Source organism: Cupriavidus sp. P-10, assembly GCF_003402535.2.
In the GTDB taxonomy this organism is placed as follows: domain Bacteria; phylum Pseudomonadota; class Gammaproteobacteria; order Burkholderiales; family Burkholderiaceae; genus Cupriavidus.
The window spans coordinates 111562-136353 of sequence record NZ_AP025173.1 but is presented as its reverse complement, the minus strand read 5'-3'; the positions used below and the strand labels follow the sequence as shown (position 1 = coordinate 136353).

Below are 24792 nucleotides of genomic sequence, written 5' to 3'. Positions count from 1 at the left end.
GACACAAGCACTCGGCGAGCTCAGCATCCTCCCGCGATTTCAGCGCTAGTCGCAGGCTGCCGAGGCTCAGGCCTCCTCCGGCTGCGATCAAATCGAAGGCATCGACGCTGTCAGAGCAGAAGGCGCCACCTTGAGCACGCAAAAGAGATCTTTGAGCTGCTCCGGTAGAAAGGCCCGTGGCTAGGTACGACTACACTGGCCGTGCTCGTCCCCATGCGGGTCTGTTGGGGCGGGGCAGAGCATCAAGGCGTGACTCGGGGAGCTGAATCTGATCTCGGCTTCACCAAGGCTGCCTGGCGATGCGTTACTCCGACCACACCGCATCGACATCCCTTGTTAGGTGTCCCGCGAGGATGTAATCGCCAAGCCTGGCCGCCTTTGCCTCCAGGCGCTCTAGCTCACCCGTTGGCAGCTTGCTGAGCTCAAATTGGCAGTAAAGATTGCGCTGACGGAAGGTCAACTTCGGGCGAATCAGCCCGCCAACGAGCGCCGCCGGGGAGCTAACGGCAATGCTCTCATGGCCGCGATACTGGACGTGTACACCGAGCTTTTCACCCCGCCTGCCAAGCTCAATCGCATCTTGCCAACCAGACTCGTAGTTCAAATCCACGACCGTTACTCCCTCTGTTTCCAGGAGCTTCAGCGCCTCGCTTTTCGTCCCAGCCAGAGCTGTCGCCATTTTCTCCTCCACTACATACAGGGCGTGTGGCTATTCGCGCTTCTTCAGCCCTGATCCATATTGCATAGCAGCATTGTAAGCGGGGAGCGGCCGTCTTTGTCAGGTCCCGTCATGGGAGCAGGTTGAACCGAGCAATATGCTGGAGGTCCGCGTCTGGGCACGGGAGCCGCGGAACGGGGGAAGCGGGGGAAAGATCATAGGCGCAACACGCAGCCGCCCGCGCCAGCCGCTGCCACGGCAATGTGACACCGAACAATGCACCAGGATCCAGCCACAGGCGCCACACGCCAGGAAGCCACAGCTTATCAACCAGTTCGCGGCTTCGGCCGCGACGGTCGTCTGCTTTTGGGCTAAAGCTGACTGACTACCGAATTCGGCGCACCGCTTCGAGAATGGAATGCCCCTGACTTGTCAGGCGAGGATAGGCATTGCCGCTGGCATGACCATGTTCCATCGTGACCAGCTTGTGAGCCAACAAGGTGTCCAATTGCTCAGGTTCGAGGTCGTCGATCTCCTCCTCGTCGCCGAGCAGCAGTAGCGCGGCGATCTCATGCGGGCTTAGCATATGTCGGCCTCCGTTGTCGTGGTTTGGAAAAACGAACTACTACTACTGCTGCCGCGAGATAGATTCCCCAGTCGACAATGTGGACAGTGGCCGGGGCAATGGTGGATTGGTGCGAGGAGGGCGGGGAAGCGTACACCGAGCGGCCACAATAAACTTCTTTGTCGCCGGCATCAAGCCAAAAGAATGCGGCAACGCAGCAGCATGAAGCAACGCAACCAGGCGATGTTGCGCGCACCTACCATCGGCGGCGTGCCGATCATCTCCGACCCTCTGTTCGGAGCCTATGTGGAAGAGCGGTCAGGCACGCCACTACGGCCTGATCATGGTGACCCCTCGCTCAACTCGAGCGTCGCGCGATTGGCTACCTCGTGATGCCCCCGGCTGAACGCCGGAAGGCGGCGCCGAAATGATCGAGAGTAGCGGTGTCCGCTGCGCAGGCTAGCAGCAGAGGAAGGGGTGGGCAACGACGTGAGAAGCCGGCGCGAATGATGAGTCGTTTCCGCCAATTGCGCCAGAGCGCCGTATTGGCTCAATCGTGATGCCGCTTTTTGGCCGCCGCTAATTGCGCCAGGCTGCCAAAGGCGTCGCGCCCACAAGGACAAGCCAGACCGCTATTAGGTACGCCAGCCCTGCGGTTATACTCCGCTCTCCACAACTAACGGGTAATCAACATGGTCGCAGCAACTAAAAGAACTGTTCTTGCAGAGGCAGTCACGAAGAAAAGGTCTGCCGCGAAGAAGATGACAGTGCCGACGAAAAAGGCTAGCGTGCTCGCCCGTGAGGCTCAGGCAGCGAAGAAGCGCTTGCTGAAGTTGCGCGCCGACACGAAGAAGGCAATTGAAGCGGCAAAGCGCGAAATTGCCCAGGCCGTGGAAGCCGCAAAGGCCGCGGCCCGCTTTGAAAAGCAAGCCGCAAAGGACAAGCTCGCGGCGAAGAAGGCCAAGGCTGCAGGCGCCAAGAAGGCGACGAGCAACAAAGCTGCCGCAACGAAAGAGGCCGCGAAAAAGGCCGCACCCGGTATCAAGGGCAAGGTCGCCGCGAAAGCAGCGCCGAAGGCGGCAGCAGTGAAATCCGTGACGAAGAAACGGGCTTCGGCGAAGAAGGTGGTTCCAGCTGTAGCTTCGCCTGAAGCGTCGGTGTGATCCTTGCATCGGCTGGTAACGCCTATCCGCAACCAGCCGATTGGCGCAAGGTAGGAGCACTGCTGAGGAAAGCTGAGGCCCGACAAACTTTGTGCTGACAGCTTTCCCCCTTCCAATTAGGCCTCTAGCTCATGCCTGGTTCGAGCAGCGGACTCATCCGTTGGTGCCGTGTTCGACTCACGGGAGGCCCACCATTCAACCGCAGATGCGCAGCGGCGACTTCATCGTGAAGCCTTCGTTGTATGCGGATCGCTTGCGCCGAGCTCCATTACATCGCCCAATGGGATTTCACGCCGCCGAGCGTACCTATTTCTGCGAGCTACGGCTTTGGGGCGAATGGCCGCCATTCCTGGGGAGGGCGATATCTTCGTGTCACTTTATTCGCCGCCGACCGCTGTCACAGGCCCATACGAATATTCATTAAAGTGAATGGAATGTTAAGTTCCGTATGAAGGTAGAGAACGAATACCTTGCAGGCCGACTTTAGAATGCGTATAAGTCAAAAGCGACTGAACAATTGGAGGCGAAGATGGCAACGTATCAAGAATTGATGGCGCGGAAGCAAGCGTTGGAAGCCCAGCTCGAAGAGGCGCGTTCAACTGAGGTCGCTGGCGTCATCGAGCAGATTCGCGAGCTGATGACTCGGTATGAGCTGTCGCCGGAAGACGTGGCGCCGCGGCGTCGTCGGGGCCGGCCTGCCGGTACAGCGTCCGCTGCCACCGAGAAAGCGCCGCTGCCGCCGAAGTATATGGATCCCAAAACCGGCAAGACCTGGTCGGGACGTGGCCGGACGCCGGCTTGGCTGGGCAAGCGGCCCGAGCGTTTCCTTATCCAGCAGGAATGAGCTGTTTGCAACGCCAATGTGAGCGGGTCGGGGCAGGCAACTCGTCATGGGAATGGCCACCCCGCGGCGGACCGCGCAACACACGCGGTCAAATCGGGCGATGACCGAAAAAAGACGGCTCTCGACCGGTAGCAGAGAGCCGCAGAACGTCCATGAAGAAATCGGGAAACTTGTGGAGTTTCCCGCGCCCAGTATCGCCCAGTCGCCCCGCACCAGGCAATCGGCCTGCCCACTGTTGCGCACGGGCTCGCTTTACCCAAAAAAGAGCCCGCGTCACCAGGGCGGCGAAGCGGGCGGTAGCAGGACTACCCAGGCATGATATGACGTCGCAAGAAACGCTTAAGTCTGAATTAGTCCGAATTTAACGCGCTTTTTTCAGCAGAAGGCTCCCGCGTCTTACTAGAATGGAGCGGTCATCACTTTTGCACGTGGAAGTGATCAATTGAGCCTCTTTCGATACGTGCCTTATGCGGCCCTCTTGGGGCGACGCATCAGGTTGGTCGCCGAATAATGCCGCGGCTTGGCTTTATGGACGGTCGAGCCTCCGGAATGCGTTGAAGTGTCGCAGCGCCTTCTGGAAGTGGCCCAGTTCCTGATGCAAACGCGCTGCGTTGTAGTGGGCATCGGCGTCGTCCGGTGCAAGTTCGATGCATCGCTCGTACGCTGCCAGAGCTGACTGCGGGGCGCCGACATCCTCGCGTGCAACCCCCAGGTTGAAATGCAATTGCGGCGCGTTCGGAAGGACGGACAACGCCCCCTCATAGAGCATGATGGCTTCGTCGAATCGTTGTTGGTCTGCCAGCATGCACCCAAGGTTCAGGTAGGCGTTCAGCATTCCTGGCGAGATCTCTAAGGCGCGTCGGTAGGCCGCTTCAGCCGCATTGGCGTCGACAGGTTCAAGTGCATAGGCTTGCGCAAAGGATTCCTCGGCGGTCGGTTCGTTGGCACGCATTCGCGTTAAATCAACGACTCGCACATCGGCTTCATCCGGCCCGAACTCGATCAGCCGTTGGCCGCTCTCAACCAGCCACGCGCCGTGCCGGTCCCATGCCGATACGTTGCCGCTGCTTGCGGAGATTCGCAGGGCCGATAGGTGTCGGTTCGGTGTGAGCCGTTCGAGACGACGCAGCGCCCGCAGAATCCGTGCAGGCGCAACGCTCGACCTGTGCAGGGATTCGGCGGTACGAATCAGAACCACGTCCCGAAAGGAGAAGACGTACTGGCCGCGTGGGCCTCGTGCAGGCGTGACCAGCCCGGCGGCTACCAGGCTGGAGATCAGCCGGCGCGAAGCGCCCAGGCGCGTCTCCAGCTCGCGCCTGGTCAACCCTTCGCCGTGGCTCATGCCGACTTCTTAGTGGTGCGTCGGATCGGTGTCGGCTCGGAAGGCGCTGTGCCCCGCTTACCGGCTCTGCGAGTTGATGGCTCGGCGGCTTTGGCTTTTGTCGCGGGCAGCCCTTTCTTGGACAGACTCGCGCGAAGTGCATCCATCAGATCGATGACCTGCCCGCCGGCGGTGACTTCAACTGGTTCGGGCGATACGATCTGCTTGCCGGCGATCTTTGCGTCGATGGCGGCGAGAATCCTGACTTTCTCCTCGTCCTTGTACTGGGCCGGATCGTATTGGTCTTCCGAGGCTTGCTCGATCAGCTGGATCGCCAGCTTTAGCTCCGCATCTGAGACTGCCACTTCCTCGATATGCAGTTCGGCGATGTTGCGCACTTCATCCGCGAACAACAGTTGCTGGAACACCAGGCCGCCCTCGACCGGTCGGATCTGCACGATATGCGATTTGCCTTTCGAGGCCCACTTCGCAATGGCACAGCGACCGGTCTTCGACATGGCTTCGCGTAAAAGGCTGTAAGGCTTACCGCCGCGCTTATCTGGAGCGATGAAGTACGCCTTGTCGAAATACAGCGGATCCACGCTGCGCTCGGGAATGAACGCAACGATATCGACCATGTGGCTGGCACTCTCTTCCAAGGCTTTGAGTTCATCGGGGGAGAACGTCACGAAGCGGTCTTTCTCAAACTCGTAGCCCTTCACCATGTCTGCACGGTCGACAACCTTTTGGGTCTGCTCGGAAACGTACTGTTGTTTCAGCCGTGCGCCTTCTTTGCTCAGTAAGTTGAAGCGCACAGCAGAGCTTGTCTCGGTGGCGGTGTAGAGTTTGACGGGGATGGACACCAGGCCGAAAGACAGCGACAAAGAGGCGAGGGATCGTGCAGGCATTGGATACTCCACAGCGCAGATGCGCCAGCATTTAGCTTAATCGTTCGATGGCTGCGGTCAAATTTTGGGGTGCCTCCCAGTAAGACTGCCAGGGATCCGCCACTTGGAAACTGAGGTATTCGCGGGCATCGCGGATAGTCCACTGTGCGCCACTTTTCAGCTTGGTAAGCTGCTCCCAGAACACCGGCATGGAGACACCGAGTCCTGGCCGCGCTCGCGCCGAGAACGCGGCTGCGGTGGTCTGGGAGAAGCCATTGCGCAGATAATCCACAAAAATCCGCCCCTTGCGGTTAGCCGCCCCAGAGCGGGCGGTGAAGCGCTGGGGCAGAGTGGCCGCCAAGTGTTTGACGGCGGCACGCGAAAACGCCTTCACTTCGTCGTAGGAACGCTGCGGCGCCAATGGCACGACGACGTGCAGCCCCTTGCCGCCGCTCGTTTTCAACCAGGACTGCAGCCCCAGCTCATCCAGCAGCGTGTGCACCAGCATGGCGGCCTCGATCATCGTCTCCCATGCAATCCCTTCGCCAGGATCGAGGTCGAAAATGACTCGATCCGGACGATCTATGTGGTGGGCCGTCGAATTCCACGTATGAAACTCAAGCACATTCATCTGGGCAGCGGCGACGATTGCGTCTGCCGAATCAGCAGTGAGTAATGCGGCATGGCCGGGCCAAAGGGACGGGAGCTGCTCGGTGAGGCCAGGCATCGCCGTTTCCGCGTGCTTCTGAAAGAAGGTCGGGGCATCGATGCCCTCCGGCGCGCGCACCAAGGATAGCGGCCGATCCTTGAGGTGGGGCAGCATCCGCTCCGCCACGCTCGCGTAGTAGCGAACCAGCTCGACCTTCGTGATGCCTGTGGATTTGTCGATGACACGGTCCGGATTGGAGACCTTGATAGCGCTGACGCCGTGCGGCGTCACGGCAGTCTGGATCGCCTCTCGCCGGGTCGACTTAGCCGGATGATCGGCGCGCAGGCCCTTGAACGAGGCTTGGCGTACCTGGCCTTCAGGGGTCCACTCGGAAAACTCGACTTCTGCAACGAGGGTCGGTTTCACCCAACGTACAACGCCTTCCCGGCCTCCGCCCCATCGCCGGCTGGAACGCGCCTCCGTCGAAAAGGGACTTCGCTCAGTTTCCAAGGTGGTCAAGCGTCTTCTGAGTTCTGTTGCCGTCGCGCTGTCCCAGCCGGTTCCAACGCCGCCGACGTAACGGAGTTCTCCATCCGCATATACGCCAAGCAATAGCTTGCCTACCTCGGCTGTTGCACCACTGCGGTCCGAAAACCCGCCAATCACAAACTCCTGGCGCAGTTTGCATTTGGCCTTCAGCCAGGTCTGGGTGCGTGCGGAAACATAGGAGGCGTCGGCCCGCTTGAACATCAAGCCTTCGAGACCGAGCTGGCACGCCGCCTGGAAGATCTGCACTGGGGAAGCATCGAAGGCCTCGCTAAAGCGCACCCGTTCGGAGCGATCTCCGACAAGCTCCGCCAGCTTCGCGCGCCGCTGGGTCAGGGGCACATTGCGCAAATCCCGGCCTTCCCAGAAGGGTAGGTCGAAGCCGAAGAAGACGATTGCGTCGTTGCGATGCCCATCGATTGCGTTCTGCAAGGCATTGAAATCCGGCATGCCATCGCGAAGCACGACGATCTCGCCATCCAGCCAGCCTTCCGAGATGTCTAGCGTCTCGATCTCTGCCGCCAGGGATCCCAGCTTGCGCGTCCAGTCATGGCCATTACGAGTAAAGAGCGCTACTCGGGCATCCTCGATTCTGGCCAAGATTCTGTAGCCATCGAACTTTGTTTCGATGACCCACCCGGTACCAGTCGGAAGTGCGGGTGCCGGGGTGGCGAGCTGCGGCCCGAGCTTTGCCGGCAAGGGGACGAGCGGGGCGTTCACGATGGCGGTATCGGACGCCATTTCAGTAGAGCCCGTCGACGCTTGGGTCAGCGCACCCAGCGGTTTTTTGATGACGCTATCCGGGAAAGCTGCCAACACGTCAAACTCTGCCAGCGGTCGCGCCCAGGCATCTCGCTTCTTGAAGAGGAACCACTGCTCTGAGCTGTCGCCGGGCTTGGCGATGCGTACCAGTTCCCAACGGCCGGCCAACTTTTCTCCGTAAAGTTCAAAGAGCAACTTGCCTGCGGCCATACCTTCACGCGGATCGCCGATTGGCTCCCACGTGCCACGATCCCAGACGATCACCGAGCCGGCGCCATACTGTTTAGCCGGGATTTCACCCTCGAAGTTGATATAGTCGAGCGGGTGGTCCTCCACATGGACCGCGATACGCTTTTCGCTGGGATCGTAGCAAGGCCCCTTGGGCACCGCCCAGCTGAGCAGCACGCCATCGAGTTCGAGCCTGAAATCGTAGTGCAGCCGCCGCGCCCAATGCTTCTGGATCACGAAACGCAACTGTTCGGCATTCTTGCGCCGTTTTCGTGTTCCCGCCGGCTCTGGGGTGACGCTGAAGTTGCGCTTCTTCTGATAGCGGTCGAGGTCGGGCAACCGCTCCGCGGTGCGCGCTCTAACCTTTGACATCCCTGGTGTCGTTGCCATAGGCGTTTCGCATCCGGATCGCTCCCTTCCGTGGACGATCCGCTTGGCCCCTCTGTCTTTATGCCAGCATCGTCCCGGAGCCAATCGCTGCGTCCCAACATAAGTTAACTATGCGGCACCTACCTCAACCTTCCGTCGGTCGCCGCGTGGCACTACATAAACGTTTGACATGTCGGCTCCTCGGGTTGCCATATTTCTGCAGTCTAGGCCGCTATCTCAATGCCCTGTAGAAGGCAGCGTCTTACACGTCCACCCGGAAGGCCTGCCTTGCAACCGGCATGCTCACCCGTTAAGGGCGTGCCCCTGCAGGGTCAGGCCGCCGCCACTAGAATGGCTTCTTTAGCCACAACGCCACGGTGACAGCGATGTGCTATTCCGCGCAGATTCACGCCAGCTATCGAAAGTACGTTCGGGAATTCGGGGCCTCTGACAGTTTTGAGCATTTTGTCGAACTCTTCTGGGAGAAGCGCAGAGACGGCGGCTGGTCCAAACTGCCTAAAGCAATGCGTGCCGTCTGCCACGAACGACAAGGAGCGCGCTGTCGCCGACCTTGTTGCGGCGGGTGACAAAGATCAGGCGATAGCCTTGGAGACGGAGCTGTTCCAGCAGAAGACACGGCTGACTGCCGCCGAGCGCGCATTGGCAGGCAAGCCGACAAAGAAGGCGGAAAACGATCAACGCGTCGCGACTGACAAGATCGCGAGGGCGCAGCGCAATCTAGCAGACCTGCAGCGAACTGATTTGCTGGATCGAGACTCGCGTATTTTCCCGGGCCACTACGCGCCCGTGATGGTGGTGCAGGATGGCCAGCGAGTTGTGATCCCGATGCGCTATCAATGCAGGATGCCGGGGTGGACGCCCGCGATGGAGCGACAGAAACCCGGTACATACAACGCTTTGGGAACGTTGCTAACAGTTAGGTGGAAAAATTTTTGTTCCAATCAACCACTTAGGGCGGCTAACTCTTTTCCCTAACCCTTTCGTTCTGAGGTTGAATCCTTTGTGGGCCTATGGCCAGCGGTGCGGCCGGCGCGCCAACTTCGCTGCGGTACTCGAAGGATTGACGCCAGTTCAACTCAGCGGCTGCTCCTACTCTCAGGCAGAGTTGGGAAGGCGATCGTCTCTGATCGACCGAGGCCGTGTGGAAACGTCTCTCGAATCGCACCAATGCGCGCCCCCTCCGGGGCGTAGCCTGCCTTATCGAATTTTCGGCCAATCCGGTCGTCGGCGGCGTCGAAACGGGTGGGAACAGCGCTAATGGGGCCCCTGAGAGCGATCTTCAGCCCCATCTTTTGCGCGCAAATGGGTGCTTACGCACCCACCAGGCGCATGGCCTTCATTGTTTTCGAGAACCCGAGAATTCGAAGGACGCGCTTCAGGTTGTACGCCAGAACATGCAGGCTCATTTCAGTTCCTACATTCGGCAGCGTGCGCGTCAAGAAGTGCGTGTAGCCCATCCAATGTTTGAAGGTTCCGAAGACATGCTCGACGGTTCGCCTGCGAACCGTCATTGCATCCGGCATCTTGTCGAGCCGGCGCTGGACGGCCTCCAGCACTTCCTCATGCTCCCATCTGGAGATGCGCCGGTACGGACTCGGCGTGCATTGCGACCGCATCGTGCACTGAGGACATGCACTACTCCAATAGCGGCGTAGCTGCAGTCCGTGTTCTTCTCTGGTGAAGCGGTATATCGCACGTTCTCCGGCGGGACATTGATATTCATCGTCTCGGGCAATGTAGATGAAGTCCGCCCGAACGAATCGACCACCTACCTTCGCGCTGGACCTTGCTGGCTTGGGCAAGATGGCAGCAATGCCCGTATCCGCGCATGCTTTGATCTCCTGCGCACTGAAGTAGCCACGATCAGCTATGGCTTTAAGCCTGGTCTTACCCATCGCATCGCGAGCAGCTCGAGCCATCGAGCTGAGTTGCGCCCGATCATTGCCGATATTGGTGACCTCATGAGCAACGATCAGATGATGCTTGGCATCTACGGCCATCTGTACGTTGTAGCCGACCATTCCAGAGCCCTTGCCACTTGTCGCCATCGAGCGCGCATCAGGATCGGTCATCGAGATCTGACCATCTGGCAGCGTCTTGAGCTCTTCCTTTATCTGGTCAAGGCTATGCATCTGTTGACGCAGTTGCACAATCTTCTCGCGCAGTCGAGTTGTCTTGAGTTCTACCTCCGCAGGCTGCGTGCGATCCGCAGTCTCCAGCGCGCTCAGATACCGCTGGATGCTTTCCTCAATTTGCTGCTGGCGCTTGTCGACCTTGCCAGCGGTGAAATTGCGGTCCCGAGTATTGACTGCCTTGAACTTGCTGCCGTCGATGGCGACCAGGGCCTGTGAGAACAACTTAAGATCTCGGCACAGTACAACGAAGCGACGGCAGACATTGCGAATGCCCGTGCCGTTATCCCGCCGAAAGTCTGCAATCGTCTTGAAGTCCGGCGCCAGTCGACCGGTAAGCCACATCAGTTCTATATTGCGTTGGCATTCGCGTTCCAGACGGCGGCTGGAGTGGACCCGGTTGAGGTAACCATAGATGTATATCTTTAACAGGACAGCAGGATGATATGAAGGGCGACCTGTAGTCGAGGGATTGGTACCTTCGAACCCGAGCGACTCGAGATCCAGTTCTTCAACAAACGCGTCGATGATCCTGGTGGGGTTGTCCTCGGCGATGAAATCATCGAGGCATTCTGGAAGCAGGGTAGCTTGCTTGCGGTCTTCTCCCTCTATGAATCGCTTCATCCGATCCCCCAGTCTGAATGCGTTGACTCAGTCTAGGTGATCGAGACGTTTTCACACAGCCTCGACCCCTCTCGGTCATCCGCGAACGCGAGCTCAATGTCCAATGACCGTGGTATTGCAGTCACCGATCCTGCTCAAAGGGGAATTCCTGCGGCGGCCGAGGACCGGCATGTGAATCCGGCCGCTCACACCCAGGTCAGCGTTTCCTCCGTAAAGAGGTGACCGGCCATGAGGTAGTCGCCGTGTTCAATGGCAAGCTCCTCCAGATTGCGCAGCGTATCCTCAGACAGCGCGGCCATGTCGAACCTGCAGTAGAGGTAGCGCTGCCTGAATGTGGGCTTCTCCATGCGCAGGCCGTGCACCAATGCTTCGGGGGATGCCACGGAGACATGCTCGACGGCGCGATACTACACGTCGACACCGTATTGACGGCCGAGTTGCTCCAGTTCGATCGCGTCCTGCCATGCGGTCTCGTAGTCCAACTCAAGCGTGCCGGCACCGCGACCATGGATGTGTTCCACCGTGCTGGCCCGGTCGCGTGCGGTATATGTGCTCATCGTGGCTCTCCAAATGCCGCTCAGTCGAGCTTGATATTTGCCTCCCTGATCAGGGTGCTGAATCTGGCCTTCTCCTGCCTAATGTATGCGGTGAAGTCCGCCGGCTGGGACGTCGTGGCGCTGAATCCATACTCGCCCAATACCTTGACCGCTTTTTCCGAAGCCAATGCCTTCGCGACTTCATTCCGAATGCGTTGAGTCAGTTCGGCGGGCATTCTCGCAGGTCCCCACAAGCCGTACCAGGAAACCATCTCGAAGCCGGTCAATCCCGACTCTGCAACCGTCGGAACGTTCGGCAACGCGGCAATGCGCTTCGCACTAGTGACTGCAAGCGGCTTCAGCTTTCCACTCTTCACATGGGGCAGCGTCGATGGCAAGGCATCCACCATGGCATTGATGTGGCCGCCCATGACTTCCGTCAACGCCGGAGCCGTACCCTTGTAGGGGATGATCTCGAACTGGAGCTTCCCGTCGTGCTTGATCGCTTCTTCGGCCAGGTGGCTAGCCGAGCCGACTGCTGAAGTTCCAAAGGTGTACTTCCCGGGCTCCTTGCGGATGGCGGCCATGAACTCCTTGAGGTCCTTTGCTGGAACACTGGGATGCGCCGTCACGAGCATTGGGACGCTACCCAGTTGTGTGATCGCCGTGAAGTCCTTTTCGATGTCATAGGTCGTTGCGCTCATCAGCATCGGCGTGGCCACGAAGGTCGATGCCTGCACAAGTAGGGTGTAACCGTCTGGCGCCGAGGTCGCTACCAACTTGCTGCCCAGCGTTCCGCTGGCTCCGGGCCGGTTATCGACAATAAATTGCTGGCCGAGGTTTTCGCTTAGGCGTTGCGCAACAACCCGCGTAACAGCGTCCACTGTTCCACCAGCGGGGTACGGCACAACGATTCTGACGGGCTTGTTGGGGTAGCTCTGGCCGAGAGCCAGCGTGGCGGCAAGACCAAAGCTTGTGGCCACTAGCGCTCTCAAAATACTTCTCATTGTCGTCTCCTGATATTGACTTGCATGCTTGCCGCTCTGCCTCGACTGGCGAGCGTCCAGAGAAGGGATTCTTGCATCCGATGCTTTCGCCTGAGCTCTTGCTCTTGCCATAAACAGGTATGGCGCCGACTCAGAAGACATGCTTTATGCCAATCATCGCACCAAACTGGTTGCCGCCCGGTGCCGGCGCGCTGGTTCCGACGGCGCTGCCACTGCTGACCGACATGGCCAGTTGGCCCCGGTTATCAATGAAGCCAGTCGTAAGATAGGCGGAGGTCCGCTTGGAGAAGGCGTAGGCACCGCGCAGGGCCGCGAGCCATGCCTTGTTGGCACTATGGTTGAATCCCAGATAGTAGATCTGCCCCGCGAGATTGAAGGCGGGCGTGATGTCGTAGGCCAGGCCCGCATAGTACAACTGGCTATGGGACGTGGTGCTGCCCTCATTGTTCCGGAAGGTGCCACCGATGCCAAGCTTCGTCCTGGACAGGACCATGTAGCCACCAAAGTGCAGGCGATCGTCCTTGAGGCCGCTGTTCACCAGCCCTGCTGCAGCACCGGCGCCTCCGCGCAAGGAATCGTATGCAGTTGCCAGGCCCCACCAGCTTGCGTCATACCGCAGCATCACTGACCATTCACGGCAGGCCTTGCTGTCGGCGGGATTCTCTCCGGCGCAGTTGGTTCCCGCGGGGTTCTGGCCAGCATTGACTGTGTCGCGCCCGAGGCTGTATGTCGCGCCGACAGTCAATCCGCCGAATGTACCCTTGTAGGCGATGGCATTATCGGCGCGGGCATTGGGTCGATAACTATCCAACGAGTTGGCGCCGTAGATGTTGGGCCCCAGTACGTCAGAGTCCAGCGTTGACCAGAAGGTCATCGTCCACTGACGGCCGAAGGAGAGTTGTCCCCACTGATTGCTCAGCCCCACAAAGGCCTGGCGACCGAACAAGCGTCCCCCCTGATTTGACGATCCGGAGTCCGGGGCAAAGCCGGATTCCAGGACGAAGACGGATTTCAGGCCTCCCCCAAGGTCTTCAGTCCCGCGCATCCCCCAGCGCGAAGGCACGGTGGCAGTCAGGTTCGGCATCCGCACGACACTGTCTTTGCTGGCACCAATATTGTTCACATACTCGACCCCGGTGTCGCCGAGGCCGTAAAGCGTCACTGATTGTGCCGAAGCGAACATCGGTGCGGCGCAAAGAAGGCCCGCGTACCATTTCCCGCAACTCCTCATGGGTGTCTCCTTGTTATGGCGAGTCGTTACAAACTTGTGAAGGCAGGCGAGCGGTCTCCCCCCAGCACCGTGCGCTCGATACGTTTCGAGTGCACGGCTGCAAGGGATACTGGGTCCGATGATCGCCGTGAAGCGTCTGACGGCAGCGGTCTGCGCTGCTGCGTTTGGCAGGTCAGCCAGTCAGGGTGAAATCTCTTCCAGCGGGCGGTTGGTGGTTTCGGTCATTCGGCTGGCCGCGACAAGGCCGACCACGCAGGCGCCCGCAAACATCAGGAAGACGGTGGCAATACCCTGTCCCGTCAGTACCATGCCGACAACGGTCGGTGCGGTGGCGGAGGCAGCTCGTAGCCATGACGTCGCCAGGCCGGTTCCGATCGCACGGATACGCGTGGGATAGATTTCCGGCGTGTACAGGTACAGCAGCACCGTCGCCGAACCCATCACGGCATAAGCTGAGGATGCAAGCAGCATGACCGACCAGGGGCTGGCGGCGCCGAACGCTCCGAGGACGGCGAGCAGTATGCCGCTGACCACGAAACACCCCATGGCCCAGCGACGACGACCCACGCGGTCCACCGAGAGTGCGCAGACAAGAACGGCACAGGTGCTGAGCACGTTGGAGAGCGAGGCCATGTGCAGCGACTCCTGCAATGGCAGGTGATAGACCGTCTTGTACAGACTCGGCAACCAGTTGTTGATGCCATTTGCAACGAAATAGGAACTCGCCCATAGCAGCCATACCACCACCGTACGGCCACGATAGAACGGCGAGAACAGCTCCTTCCAGTTGCCCTTTTTCTGCGAATGGAGGCCCCCGTACAGTTCCGAGATGCGCCGGTCCATCTCTGCGGCGTTGTGCTGCGGATCGAGGTTTCGCTTGGGGGTGCTGGCCTCGATTTCGCCGATCACGCGCTCTGCGTCGTCGAACCGGCCTTTGGCGATCAGCCATCGTGGTGATTCCGGCAGCCGCATGATCAGCAGTGCCACGACCAAGCCGGGTATCCCGCCAACCAGGAACATGTACTCCCAGCCAAAGCGAGGAACCAAGAAGGCACCTACCTGGGCCGCCAGCATTAGGCCAACAGGGAAGATCAGTTCATAGAGCAGGAAAAAGCGGCCGCGGCCATGGGCTTGCGACAGTTCATTGATATAGGTTGCCGCAACCGGTACCTCGCCGCCGACACCAATGCCCTGGATGAAGCGGCACAGGAACAGCATGTGAAAGTTGCCGGCAAAGGCGCACGCCACACTCATGACCGACATCAGGGCCACGGTTACGGTGGCACTCGGCACCCGGCCCAGGCGCTCGGCAAGCCACCCGAAGCATAGTGCGCCGATGACCTGCCCAAGGTACCCGGCAGCGATCAGGACGCCGATCTCGCCCGGCGATAAGTGCCAAAGCCCAACCAGGACCGGCATGACAAACGCCAAGGACAGTGCGTCGAATGCATCGAACAGGGTAGCACTGCCCATAACAATGCGGGCTTTGGTGTGCCACCTGCTAAAGGGAACATTCTCGATGCGAAAGAGAAGTTGCGCTGCCCGCTGCTGCGGATCAAATGGCGCACTGCTTGCCGCATCGTTCCTGCCGCTGTACATGGGTGCGACCGTAGTGGTGTCCATGCTGTCTCCAAGTTGACTGGCTCATGGTGTGCGAGCACCGGCCATCATTATTTTTGCGTCATCCGCTTCTGCCGTCGCCACGGTCTTTCGCACCCCAAGAGCCACTGGAAGTCCGCGACAGGGGGCAGCCCAGAAGCTCAGGTCAGCGTGAAGCCTCGTATTCCTCCCGTTGTGCATGCCTGCTGGCTACAGCAAAATGGGAAAAACACTGACGCGGCTAGCAGGCGCAGCCGGATGGCTGCGCCTGGCCACCGTTCAGCCTACGATGCCGGCGGCGCGCATCGCGTTTGCGATTTCAATGTCAGCACCCGGGGCGAGCGGCAGCAGCGGAGAACGCACGGTGGCGTGTTCCAGGATGCCGCGGGCAACCAGCGCATGCTTCAGCGCCACAGTGCCTTCCATGTGCGAGCCGCGGTGGTAGACGTTCTTCGTGACAGGCAGCAGGCGATCGTGGATGGCGCGGGCGGCCTTGTAGTCCCGTGCCTTGCCGGCCTTGATTAGCTCGACCAGAAGTTCCGGCGCGATGTTGCCGTAGCCCACCAGCAGACCGTCCACGTCAAACATGGTGTGCAGCAGATACTCGTCGTGACAGCTCAGAATCTGCAGATCAGGGCGCTCGCGACGAATCACGGGGATCTCGGTGTCCCAGCGGCGCATGTTGCGCACGCCGTTCTTCATCGCGAATACGCCGGGCTGCGCCGCGATGTCAAGCTGGGTCTCCAGGTCGTAGGTGCACTTGGTTGCATCGGGGTACTGGAACAGGATCAGCGGCAGCCCACTGGTCTCAAACACCTGGCGGTACTTGTCCTGAGGTGCGCCCTTCTGGTAGCCGAAGCGCAGCCAGCCGTGCGAGGGGTAGAGCAGGCCGGCGGACGCGCCCGCCTGGACCGCGCGCTTGGCTTCCTCGGCGGCCACCTCGGTGCCTTCCAACGTGATGCCGGCGATGATGGGAATGGCGCCATTGACTGCCTCGACGAAGGTTTCGATGACCTTCATCTGCTCCGCCTGCGTCAGAAAGGTGCCTTCGCCAGCGTGGCCGAGCACGGTCAGGCTCTTCACGCCATCGATGCTGCCGAGCCAGGCGCCCAGCTTCTTGCAGGCGGCGTAGTCCACCGCGCCGTCGCGGGTGAAGGGCGTAACCGGGGCAGGATTGAGGCCGCGGAGGTCGATATCTTTCATGTCACTTCCTGTATGAGTATGGGGTTCACCGGGTGCCGGATGCTTTGCCCGGAGAGCCTGCCGCTGCTAGTGTCTCCATAACGGCGGCGGGCATGTGAGGCAGTCTAGGAGTCGCCATGGCATACCGGAAGTGCCATGCTGGATATTTCAGATATACTGATTCCGTATAGCATGGAAGCCAAGGCAAGCGATGAACTACTCCGCATGGAAACTGTTCCTGGCGGCTGCCGACCTGGGCAGTCTGAGCAAGGTGGCTCAGTCCTATGGCACGAGTCAGCCCCACATCAGCCGCCAACTCAATGAACTTGAGCAGGAGTGCGGGGGGCGTCTATTCCAGCGCACGGGTCGCGGGGTGGTGCTTACCGAATTCGGAGAGCGCGTGGCGCCCAAGGTCCGGGCGTGGGTGGCAGGCACGGACCAACTGGTCAACGACATCCACTCGACCTCAGGCAAGCCTATCGGCACAGTTCGCATCGGAATCCTGCCTTCCATGGCGCATCCACTGGTCAGCACGCTTTATTACCGCTTGAAGGAGCGCTACCCCCTGGTGCAACTCAGTGTTCGCGAGGGGCAAGGCGCGCAACTGGAGAACTGGCTGGAAGCTGGACACGTCGATCTGGCTATTCTGTTCCGCCATAGTCCGATGCCAAAGCACGGCGACGTGTACTTAGTCGAAACTGTGACCTACCTTGTGGGCGCCGAGGGAGACCGCGTGACCGCCAACCCCACCGTACAGTTTTCCGCGCTGCACAACCTTCCCCTGGTAATGTTCTGCCGACCCAATAGCTGGCGCGACCGATTGGATCAATTGGCACTGGAGCATGGTGTTGCGCTGAATGTCGCAGTGGAGGCCGATTCGCTAAGCCTGCAGACCCATATCGTCGCCGACGGGGGCATGTACGCGCTGCTGGGGCCGTATGCGATTTCCAACGCCGGCCGGGATTGCCGCTTGCAGGCATCGAAGATCATCAATCCGCAGATCACCCGCCATATTGCGTTGGCCATGTCGCGCCATGGTGAACTCACGCTAGCGTGCCGCACCGTCATGCAGCTTGTCCGTGAGATTGCGCAATTCGGGGGACCGGAGTCGACCGGACGTGGCCTCGAGGTCTCAACTTGAGAGGTCCTGCGACACCTGGATCTGGTACCGATCAACATTGGGTAATGCAAATGAAGCCGGACATCTCTCGCGAAGGGACCTCACAAAGCACGGACGGGGGCGACGACTGCCCCTTGCGCTGGTTCGACGCGGATCGGGGTGCATTCGAATCGCTCGAGCGATGGATCGCCGAGCATCCGGCGGATTTCTTTGCGGGTGAGCATTTTGATCCGGTTGGCGCGTGCGCTACACGCGAGGCTGTATTCGCGTCGGTTGAGCTGCCCGAGACGCCGACATCGCCGCAAGCGCATGCCGATCATCTGCTCAACGACGTGTTTCGGCACGTGATGCCCGTGGCATCGCCCACGTTCGTCGGACACATGACGTCGTCGCTGCCGTCGTTCATGCCCTCGCTGGCCAAGGTGGTGGCAGCGCTGAACCAGAACGTCGTGAAGCTCGAGACGTCCGGCGCGCTGACTGGGCTTGAGCGCAAGGTCATCGGCATGCTGCACAAGCTGGTGTTTGCCCAGGACACCGCGTTCTATGCGAGATGGTTGCACGATGCCGACCACGCGCTCGGCGCGATCTGCTCCGGCGGCACGGTTGCCAACCTCACCGCGCTATGGGCGAGCCGCAACAACTTGCTGGGCGCGCGTGATGGCTTCGCCGGCATCCATCGCGCCGGACTGGTGGCTGCGCTGCGCCATTACGGCCATGACGGGCTTGCGGTCGTCGTCTCAGAGCGCGGGCACTACTCGTTGCGAAAGGCAGCCGATGTCCTTGGCATCGGGCGCGACAATCTCGTGCCGGTCGGGGTCGATGCAGACGGTCGCATGCGCATCGACCTGCTGCGCGATACCATGCGTGACCTGCAGCAGCGCAACATCCGGCCGATGGCGATCGTCGGCATAGCGGGGACGACCGAGACGGGCGCGGTCGATCCGCTCGACGCGATCGCGGATGTTGCTCAGGAGGCCGGCTGCCATTTCCACGTGGATGCCGCATGGGGCGGCGCAACACTGCTGTCGGAGCGCGAGCGCTGGCGCTTCGCGGGCATCGAGCGTGCCGATTCCGTCGTCATCGATGCGCACAAGCAGTTCTACGTGCCGATGGGCGCCGGCATGGTGCTGTTCCGGCACGCGGCGTGGACGCAGGACATCATCCAGCATGCGAACTACATCGTGCGCAAGGGCTCGGTGGACCTGGGGCGCCATACGCTCGAAGGATCGCGCGGCGCGGCGGCGATCATGCTCTATGCGAACTTTCATCTGCTCGGTCGCAAGGGGTTGGCGCAGTTGATCGAACGTAGCATCGATAACGCCCGCTACTTTGCATCCCTGATAGTGCAGCAGCCGGATTTCGAGCTCGACAGCCACCCGCAGCTTTGCATCCTGACCTATCGCCATGTGCCCGAGACCGTGCGTGCCGCGCTGGCAACCGCTTCGGCCGGCAGGCGCGAGAAGATGCTGGACGCGCTGGATGCGCTGACCATCAGCATTCAGGAAATGCAGCGCGATGCCGGCCGCTCATTCGTATCGCGCACGCAGTTGACGTCGACACAGTGGAGTGGCCGCCCGATTGCCGTTTTCCGCGTGGTGCTGGCCAACCCGGATACGACGCATGCCATCCTGCAGGACATCCTCGACGAACAGCGCGCGCTGGCGGCGGCCAGCCCATGCATGGCGCCGCTGATGGCACTGGCGGTGGCGCCGGACGCGTGAGGCATTTGCAGTTGGCGAGCGCCAGTCGTCGACCGTCTCTCACTGACACCTACGGCCGAGGGTACAGCGGAGCCTACAATTCAGCTTGTGCTGATAGACGGCTCTCTCTGCGGCCGCATCGCGATCGGCAGCGGACGCTCGGTATGAAAAATCGAACGGCTCTTCATGGCCGGAAAGCGACTTCCGCCAACGGCACAAACGGCGATGTCTGTGAATTGGTATCCGGACCAACAATTATCGGAGTCTGTTCCGCGCTTGGTATGGTTTCGTAGCGGCATGATCAGCCTGCGAAGCCGTGGGCGTCAGTTTTGACGTCGCTTGACCATCGGCACCACGTCGGAATCGCCCAGCCGCGACCGTAGCATGGCATTCTCAGCGAGCAATACCTCGTTGATCGATGCCAGCCGACTCACATCCGAGCGGAGGTTTGCAATCTCCTGCCGAAGCTCACGAGTTTTGTCACGTGCCGCCTTTAGCTCCAGTTGCTTTGCGTTGCGCTGAGCGCGACTGTCGCGACCTTGGGCTAGTCGAATGGCTTCAGCGATCTTGGGGTAGTGGTTGTGGATGAGCGGACCGGTCACCCCAGCCTCTTCGGCAACTGCGCTGATGGTAAGCTTCTTCGCCTTGGTGTGGCGAGCACGACCTTGCTGGATTCGAAACATCGCCAGGCGTAGATCCTTCTCGCGCTGATCTGCTGGCTTGCGTTGTTTGCTCATGGCGCGGCAGACTCCGAATTGTCCCCCTGACTCAGGGTCACCAACACATCGCGACAACGCTGCATGTCTCGGCGGACCAGATTTCGTCCGCCTTCGCCGATGTCATCACAGGCTAGCACCTCCTGCAGATGATCATGGAGGCCCCGATAGAGCGGAGCGTACTCTGGCCCGATGACCGCGTTATTGCAGCCGCTGCAACGCGTGCGCTCTAGATCATTGCCGACACACCGGTTATCGTCGGCTGTGCACCACGCATGCCCGTTGCTGCGGATGGACGTACTTTCCGCCAACGACCGAACCATCTGGCGGTGGTCTTTGAAAATGGTCACGGCCTGGCCGCCCCGCCAGGACACGATATTTCGACCGTATCCACCGGCTAGGGCGGTGCCGGGTCGCAGCCAGCCTTCCACGACTTCATTCTTGATGTCGTCGAGTTCAGTCTGGATCTCGGCGTAGAGGGCAATCTCCTGTGACTCGTTGAGAGCGTAGCCTAGCGTCATGTCCATCGACCAATGCTTGAAGTGTGATCGTAAGTACCGCAGGTCTCCGAACTGACTCCGGGCGGCATAGCTTGCGAACTTCCGGCGAAAGTGATGGCTGGCCAAGTCCCAATCCAAGCCGCAATTCTGCGCAAACGATTTCAACGCCTTGTTCCACGCCCCTAGTGACATCGTGCGCACCTGGTTGCCTCTGTTCGGCGTCATGGCCACGAAGACGGCGTTCATATGCAGTTGCGCCTCGGCAAGCTCAGGGTCCAGGGGGTTCTGCGAACGAAGAGCTTCGATCTCGGCCTCGATCACGGCCCGATAGGGAGCAGACCACCGCTCCATCACCTTCAGCGCAGTCACAACCGCCTCAGGAACCATCCACTCTGCGCGGCCTTCGCCTGTCTTGGTGGATTGCGAACGCATCCAGTTGTAAGTCCGGGGCTCACCCTTGTCGTCTGCGGCCGCCTCCGTGGCGTAGCAGGCTCCCCTTTGGACAAAGCCGAGTTCATGGTTGCGGCACCCGGAAAGGCTCGCCACGACGATGTAGCAGGCGGTGCGCAGTTCGATCACCGCCTTGTTGAACTCCCACATGTCCGCCCAGCCCCGACTTCGGACGAAAATACCCTCGGCCGGTGTCTTCCCGCCGGCCGCCTGCCGCAGGATCAAGATCTCATCGCGGACATCAAGAAGATCATCGGCTGCTTCAACCAATGACCAGGCGCGCTGAAAGAGAGTGGTGAACACATCGTCCGGCATAAGCGGGGTCTTGCCTCCCCGAAACCCCGTTCCTTGACCGGTCAGACCGGCCAAGTGGGTGGCCGACGTGCCGGCCCAAGGATGGTCAGGCATTACATCCCTCGTGTACTGACTCAACTCATGGAGCGCCTCGACAGCGCCGTATAGCTGTCCAAGCGAGGAGGCTTTCAGCAGTTCTCCCGCTCTGGCGGAACCTTGCCGCTGGCGATGCTGTCTGCAGAAGTCAACGAACAGCGAGCACGCGAAGGGCGTGACATCGGCCAGCCTAGTGATGTTCAATCGCACCAAGTGCTGCAGGAATGACTTGGCGTCCACAAGGAGCTTCGTCACGGCGCGAGGCGACGGCCTTTTCTTTCCCTCGCGTCCGCGGCGCATGTAGTGCCACAAGATCGCCTTCATCGTGGCCCGCCAGCCCGCGGGTATGGCGTTGAAGTCTACGTACTGTTCCGACGCTCCCTTGTTCGTAGGCTGCCCGACGAGCCGCCACTTTGGGTCGCCGTACCGGCTGAGGATGACCACCTTGCCGTTGATCGTGCAAGTCGAGATGATGGTGGCGGCGAGGTTGTCCTGATCAAGGATTGGCTGGCCGACAGGCTCCTGGTCCAGCGCTCTTCTGGCTAGGGACATCACGCCAGTGAATTCAATTCGTTGATGATTGTGGGGCTGGCCCAGAGGGGGTGAGGATCGTGTCGTGCCCGTTCTCGGGCGGCATTCACCTGCTCAGGCTTGAACAACTTGCGGCGAAGGCCGGCTTGGATGACGTCGCGGTCGATCAGACGAGGGATGTGGGCAAGGTGGTGGTCCCAGCGGCGCTTATCCACGCGCGGGCGCTCGCGCAAGATCCGAAAGTAAAACGAGAACAACCGCCATAGGTCATCGCCGGTGACGACGTAGTTGCGGCAGCGAAGACAGTTCAGAAAGCTTTGGCAAAGGTCGCCGTTTCGTTTTGGGGCATACTCGCCGGCGGTGGTGTCCGAGCACCGGCCAACCGGCGTTCGTTCAGTGGCACCGAGGGTGTTTGTCAAAAGCTCCTCGACCAGCACCAGGCCCATGAAGCGCCAGTTTTTGCGGGCATCTTCGCTAGGTCGCAGGTAGTTGCGCATGGTGACGACGAGTGAGTTCCCAGCCGCGGTCGCGGTGGCGACGACATCGCCGTCCAGAATCTCGTACACGCGGTTGACGAAGGTCTTGCGCAGCCGGCTGACGTTGATCCGCATCGGCTCGCCGTCATCGCCCCGGAGGTCGTACGTCCTGACCAGCTTTTTGATTGCCTCTTCGAGGGTGCCGTGCGTCAGTGCGCTGACGCGACTTTCACTGTCCCTACTTCGTCGATACAGCCATACTCGATCACGAATGTCTTCCGGCGCCTCACGGCGCAGGCCAGCCGTCAGCGCAAGAACGCGGCGAATCAACCCAGCTACCGTGGAGCGCAGTGTCGGCGTAGATTCCACAACACGCATCACGGAATTGGATGCGCGCAGCGCCACCTTGGTGGAGGAGTAACCTCGGCGCTTGAACACGACCAGAAACTCTATTCCTTCCTTTGGATGCGCGCGCAGGCAGTTCATCGGCATCTCTAGCAATGGCGTGGTGTTCCGACCCGTGTGCAAGGCTACGACCAGCAGGGCATAGGCTGCTAGTGTTGCCGTGGGTTCTGCGTCCTCTCCAAACAGTGGCTGCACCGCCGTCCTCACGGCAAGCGTGAAGGCCTTCTTCTCGGTGGCAGATAGCGGGCGCTCCCCTTTGCCTCCGCGTGTCGAGCCGGGGAAGGGGTTGCTGGGGAACGTGGCTTCACTGCCGCGTTCGATCACGTGGACCAGTCCTCGCCGTCCCAAGGCCTGCAAGACGGACTTGGTATAGCTGTACGCCGTTCGCTGCGAGTCCGTGGCGATGCCTTGGTCTCGGAGAAAGAGCAGGTAGCTATCTATGGTGTCGCGGGTGATGTCGGTCAGGCGCATCGGTCGGCCGTTTGCGGTGCCGAGCATGGTTAGGTGCGTCAAAAATCTCGCGAGGCCTAGTTTGCAGTAGCCCACGACAGTCGTCACCTGGACGTCTGAGTCCTGCTTGCCGAGGAAGCGCTCAACCTGCCGCTGACAGGCATAGGTGATCGGGTCAATGCCGACGCCGTACCAAGGGGCGAACTCGAATGTCCGGAGCCTGGTGGTGTTCCGTCCGAATCTCACTTCAGTGCAGCTCGGAGGCATTGCTGCCGCGGTGATGACGATCCTCCCCTCAGCATCGCGCTCATGCTCTATCTGAGGAATTGTCAGATCCGTCTTGAAGAAGGTCTTACGCTTGCCCATTCAGCGCATCCGCCAGGTCATTGAGTTCGTCGTCGTACGCCAGCACAGCCTCGTCAGCCAATTCATTGACCAGATGCAGGTACACCATCGTGGTCTGCACTGAGGCGTGGCCCAACTGCTGCTTCAGAAACACCAGGGGTTCGATTCGGCTTCGGTCGCGGACCCGCTGGAGCGAGACGAGGGTGTGAGTCGCGTACGTATGGCGCAGAAGGTGAGCCCACACGCGAACGCCGGCCTTCCTGCCGATCTCCTTGATAATACGATTCAGACTTTTTCCATCGTCCGTAAACCGCTCGCCGAACTGATTGAGGAACAGCGCCTTTTGCGGCGCCCCGCTTAGCGAGGAGCGCAGGCCGCGCTCATGGATTGCGTAGTGGTTCAGGTCCTTCATCAGCCGCCGGCCGATGTAGATTGAGCGCGGCTTGTTGCCTTTGGTCTGCATCCCTTGGCCATCCTCAGGATCAAGGTGGACACGGATGTTGCGCTCTGGCCGTCCGGCAAGGTCTGGATCGAAGACATAGGCGCGCGGGAAGGAGGCCAGTTCCTCCCGGCGCAGGCCAGAGCCCACGGCAAGCCTAATAATCATGCGATGATGAGGGTTAGCGGCTGCAGTCAATAGGGCATGGACTTGTGTGAGGGTGAGATATTGAGGCAGGTCCTTGCGAGCCCTCGGCATCACATCGCGCACGGCTTTCGTTCCGCCACTTCCATCGGCATGCGCGAGAAAGCCCCCCGTACGCATCGTTCGTCGCGTCTCATAGCCAAAAGGAAGCTGCTTGATCCAGCCCCTCTGCTGTGCGAAGGAATAGAACTCGCACACGTATAAGAGACGGTTCCGTACAGTATTGCGTTGGAGACCCGCAGTTTTGAAGCAGTAGTCTCGATAGGCGGCGAGCAGCGTTTTTTTCTCTCCGCGATCTACGTCGTCCCAACGCAGGTCGTGCGCCTGAAGGAAGCTGAAGTAGTCGTAAAGAGAACGCCCTGTCGGTTCCCAAGAATTACGCGAGCCGATAGCACCGCGGAGCAGGTAGTGGCGCAGGAATTCGTTGGCTTCCGCGCAGCTCTCCATGCTGTCCCATAGGAGGATTGGGAAGCCGGGGTAGGGCCGCCCGCCCATAACAAGATCCTCAGTCGATGCGACAAGACGCATCAGAGCTGCTTGGCCTTCAACACTGCTACGGCGCGCTTGAAGTCGAGCCGCATCAGGTGCATTACCAGATCGACCGCACCTCCACCGCCTCGGTTCGCACGTGTATCTAGGAACCGGGGTCCCGTGCACAGGATTTCGTAGTCCACGCCGTCCACGTTCGCGTGCCAGCGAGTTGTGCCATGGCTCTGCCGTGGTCTAAATTGCCCATCCTGCT

22 protein-coding genes are annotated in these 24792 nt (G+C 60.3%); 6 read left to right on the top strand and 16 right to left on the bottom strand.

The window, feature by feature from the left end:
* Nucleotides 1-304: 304 nt before the first annotated feature.
* Entirely contained in the window at nt 305-679 is a 375-nt protein-coding gene (locus tag CTP10_RS38200) for a hypothetical protein (RefSeq protein WP_058697644.1), read from the bottom strand.
* A gap of 364 nt (nt 680-1043) precedes the next feature.
* Nucleotides 1044-1244 (bottom strand): hypothetical protein, encoded by a 201-nt coding sequence (locus CTP10_RS38195; RefSeq protein ID WP_081050240.1) that lies wholly within the window; start codon nt 1242-1244, stop codon nt 1044-1046.
* Nucleotides 1245-1445: 201 nt separating this feature from the next.
* On the opposite strand from CTP10_RS38195, the gene CTP10_RS38190 reads away from it, so the two are divergent.
* From CTP10_RS38190 to CTP10_RS38180, 3 genes are all read left to right on the top strand, one after another.
* Nucleotides 1446-1616 (top strand): hypothetical protein, encoded by a 171-nt coding sequence (locus tag CTP10_RS38190; RefSeq protein WP_158577657.1) that lies wholly within the window; start codon nt 1446-1448, stop codon nt 1614-1616.
* 299 nt (nt 1617-1915) lie between these two features.
* On the top strand, nt 1916-2386 hold the full coding sequence (locus CTP10_RS38185) for a hypothetical protein (RefSeq protein WP_058697645.1): 471 nt from the start codon (nt 1916-1918) through the stop codon (nt 2384-2386).
* A 529-nt stretch (nt 2387-2915) separates the two neighbouring features.
* Nucleotides 2916-3230, top strand: a complete 315-nt coding sequence (locus tag CTP10_RS38180) for an H-NS histone family protein (RefSeq protein WP_058697646.1) — start codon at nt 2916-2918, stop codon at nt 3228-3230.
* Nucleotides 3231-3756: 526 nt separating this feature from the next.
* On the opposite strand, the gene CTP10_RS38175 is transcribed toward CTP10_RS38180, so the two are convergent.
* The 3 genes from CTP10_RS38175 to ligD are packed head-to-tail and all read right to left on the bottom strand — an operon-like array spanning nt 3757 to nt 8013.
* The gene (locus CTP10_RS38175; RefSeq protein ID WP_058697647.1) at nt 3757-4572 is read right to left on the bottom strand and encodes a tetratricopeptide repeat protein; all 816 of its coding nucleotides are present in this window, start codon (nt 4570-4572) and stop codon (nt 3757-3759) included.
* The gene (gene ku / locus CTP10_RS38170) at nt 4569-5459 is read right to left on the bottom strand and encodes a non-homologous end joining protein Ku (RefSeq protein ID WP_058697648.1); all 891 of its coding nucleotides are present in this window, start codon (nt 5457-5459) and stop codon (nt 4569-4571) included. Before ku ends, CTP10_RS38175 begins: the two co-directional genes overlap by 4 nt.
* A gap of 31 nt (nt 5460-5490) precedes the next feature.
* Nucleotides 5491-8013 carry a DNA ligase D gene (gene ligD, locus CTP10_RS38165; RefSeq protein WP_058697649.1) on the bottom strand — a complete coding sequence of 841 codons (2523 nt, stop codon included), beginning with the start codon at nt 8011-8013 and terminating at the stop codon, nt 5491-5493.
* Between the two features lie 585 nt (nt 8014-8598).
* On the opposite strand from ligD, the gene CTP10_RS38160 reads away from it, so the two are divergent.
* Nucleotides 8599-8988, top strand: coding sequence for a hypothetical protein (locus CTP10_RS38160; RefSeq protein WP_233528053.1), 390 nt, complete (start codon nt 8599-8601; stop codon nt 8986-8988).
* A 335-nt stretch (nt 8989-9323) separates the two neighbouring features.
* Here CTP10_RS38160 and CTP10_RS38155 read toward each other — a convergent pair whose 3' ends face one another.
* The 7 genes from CTP10_RS38155 to CTP10_RS38130 form a co-directional block, all read right to left on the bottom strand.
* The gene (locus CTP10_RS38155) at nt 9324-10769 is read right to left on the bottom strand and encodes an IS1182 family transposase (protein ID WP_058697650.1); all 1446 of its coding nucleotides are present in this window, start codon (nt 10767-10769) and stop codon (nt 9324-9326) included.
* Nucleotides 10770-10954: 185 nt separating this feature from the next.
* A complete protein-coding gene (locus CTP10_RS41220; protein WP_327077295.1) occupies nt 10955-11152 on the bottom strand; it encodes a hypothetical protein in 198 nt (65 codons plus the stop codon).
* A 24-nt stretch (nt 11153-11176) separates the two neighbouring features.
* Nucleotides 11177-11326: a hypothetical protein gene (locus tag CTP10_RS41215; RefSeq protein ID WP_327077297.1), complete on the bottom strand. Its 150-nt coding sequence runs from the start codon at nt 11324-11326 to the stop codon at nt 11177-11179.
* 20 nt (nt 11327-11346) lie between these two features.
* Nucleotides 11347-12312 carry a Bug family tripartite tricarboxylate transporter substrate binding protein gene (locus CTP10_RS38145; protein ID WP_058697651.1) on the bottom strand — a complete coding sequence of 322 codons (966 nt, stop codon included), beginning with the start codon at nt 12310-12312 and terminating at the stop codon, nt 11347-11349.
* A gap of 130 nt (nt 12313-12442) precedes the next feature.
* On the bottom strand, nt 12443-13543 hold the full coding sequence (locus CTP10_RS38140; protein WP_058697652.1) for a porin: 1101 nt from the start codon (nt 13541-13543) through the stop codon (nt 12443-12445).
* Between the two features lie 180 nt (nt 13544-13723).
* A complete protein-coding gene (locus CTP10_RS38135) occupies nt 13724-15142 on the bottom strand; it encodes an MFS transporter (protein ID WP_233528069.1) in 1419 nt (472 codons plus the stop codon).
* A gap of 279 nt (nt 15143-15421) precedes the next feature.
* Nucleotides 15422-16345 (bottom strand): dihydrodipicolinate synthase family protein, encoded by a 924-nt coding sequence (locus tag CTP10_RS38130; protein WP_058697654.1) that lies wholly within the window; start codon nt 16343-16345, stop codon nt 15422-15424.
* Between the two features lie 190 nt (nt 16346-16535).
* Here CTP10_RS38130 and CTP10_RS38125 point away from each other — a divergent pair, with 190 nt between their 5' ends.
* Both CTP10_RS38125 and panP read left to right on the top strand, forming a co-directional pair.
* On the top strand, nt 16536-17465 hold the full coding sequence (locus CTP10_RS38125; RefSeq protein ID WP_058697655.1) for a LysR family transcriptional regulator: 930 nt from the start codon (nt 16536-16538) through the stop codon (nt 17463-17465).
* Between the two features lie 44 nt (nt 17466-17509).
* Nucleotides 17510-19165, top strand: coding sequence for a pyridoxal-dependent aspartate 1-decarboxylase PanP (panP, locus tag CTP10_RS38120; protein ID WP_442875269.1), 1656 nt, complete (start codon nt 17510-17512; stop codon nt 19163-19165).
* Between the two features lie 302 nt (nt 19166-19467).
* Here the strand turns inward: panP and CTP10_RS38115 are convergent, their stop codons facing one another.
* Genes CTP10_RS38115 through CTP10_RS38100 form a run of 4 tightly spaced genes read right to left on the bottom strand, consistent with a single transcriptional unit; the run spans nt 19468 to nt 24578 of the window.
* Entirely contained in the window at nt 19468-19881 is a 414-nt protein-coding gene (locus tag CTP10_RS38115; protein ID WP_058697657.1) for a hypothetical protein, read from the bottom strand.
* Nucleotides 19878-21755 carry an integrase gene (locus tag CTP10_RS38110; RefSeq protein WP_143010704.1) on the bottom strand — a complete coding sequence of 626 codons (1878 nt, stop codon included), beginning with the start codon at nt 21753-21755 and terminating at the stop codon, nt 19878-19880. Before CTP10_RS38110 ends, CTP10_RS38115 begins: the two co-directional genes overlap by 4 nt.
* Nucleotides 21752-23428: a hypothetical protein gene (locus tag CTP10_RS38105; RefSeq protein WP_058697659.1), complete on the bottom strand. Its 1677-nt coding sequence runs from the start codon at nt 23426-23428 to the stop codon at nt 21752-21754. The genes CTP10_RS38110 and CTP10_RS38105 overlap by 4 nt, the downstream gene beginning before the upstream one ends.
* Nucleotides 23415-24578: a tyrosine-type recombinase/integrase gene (locus CTP10_RS38100; protein ID WP_058697660.1), complete on the bottom strand. Its 1164-nt coding sequence runs from the start codon at nt 24576-24578 to the stop codon at nt 23415-23417. Before CTP10_RS38100 ends, CTP10_RS38105 begins: the two co-directional genes overlap by 14 nt.
* Nucleotides 24579-24792 lie beyond the last annotated feature (214 nt).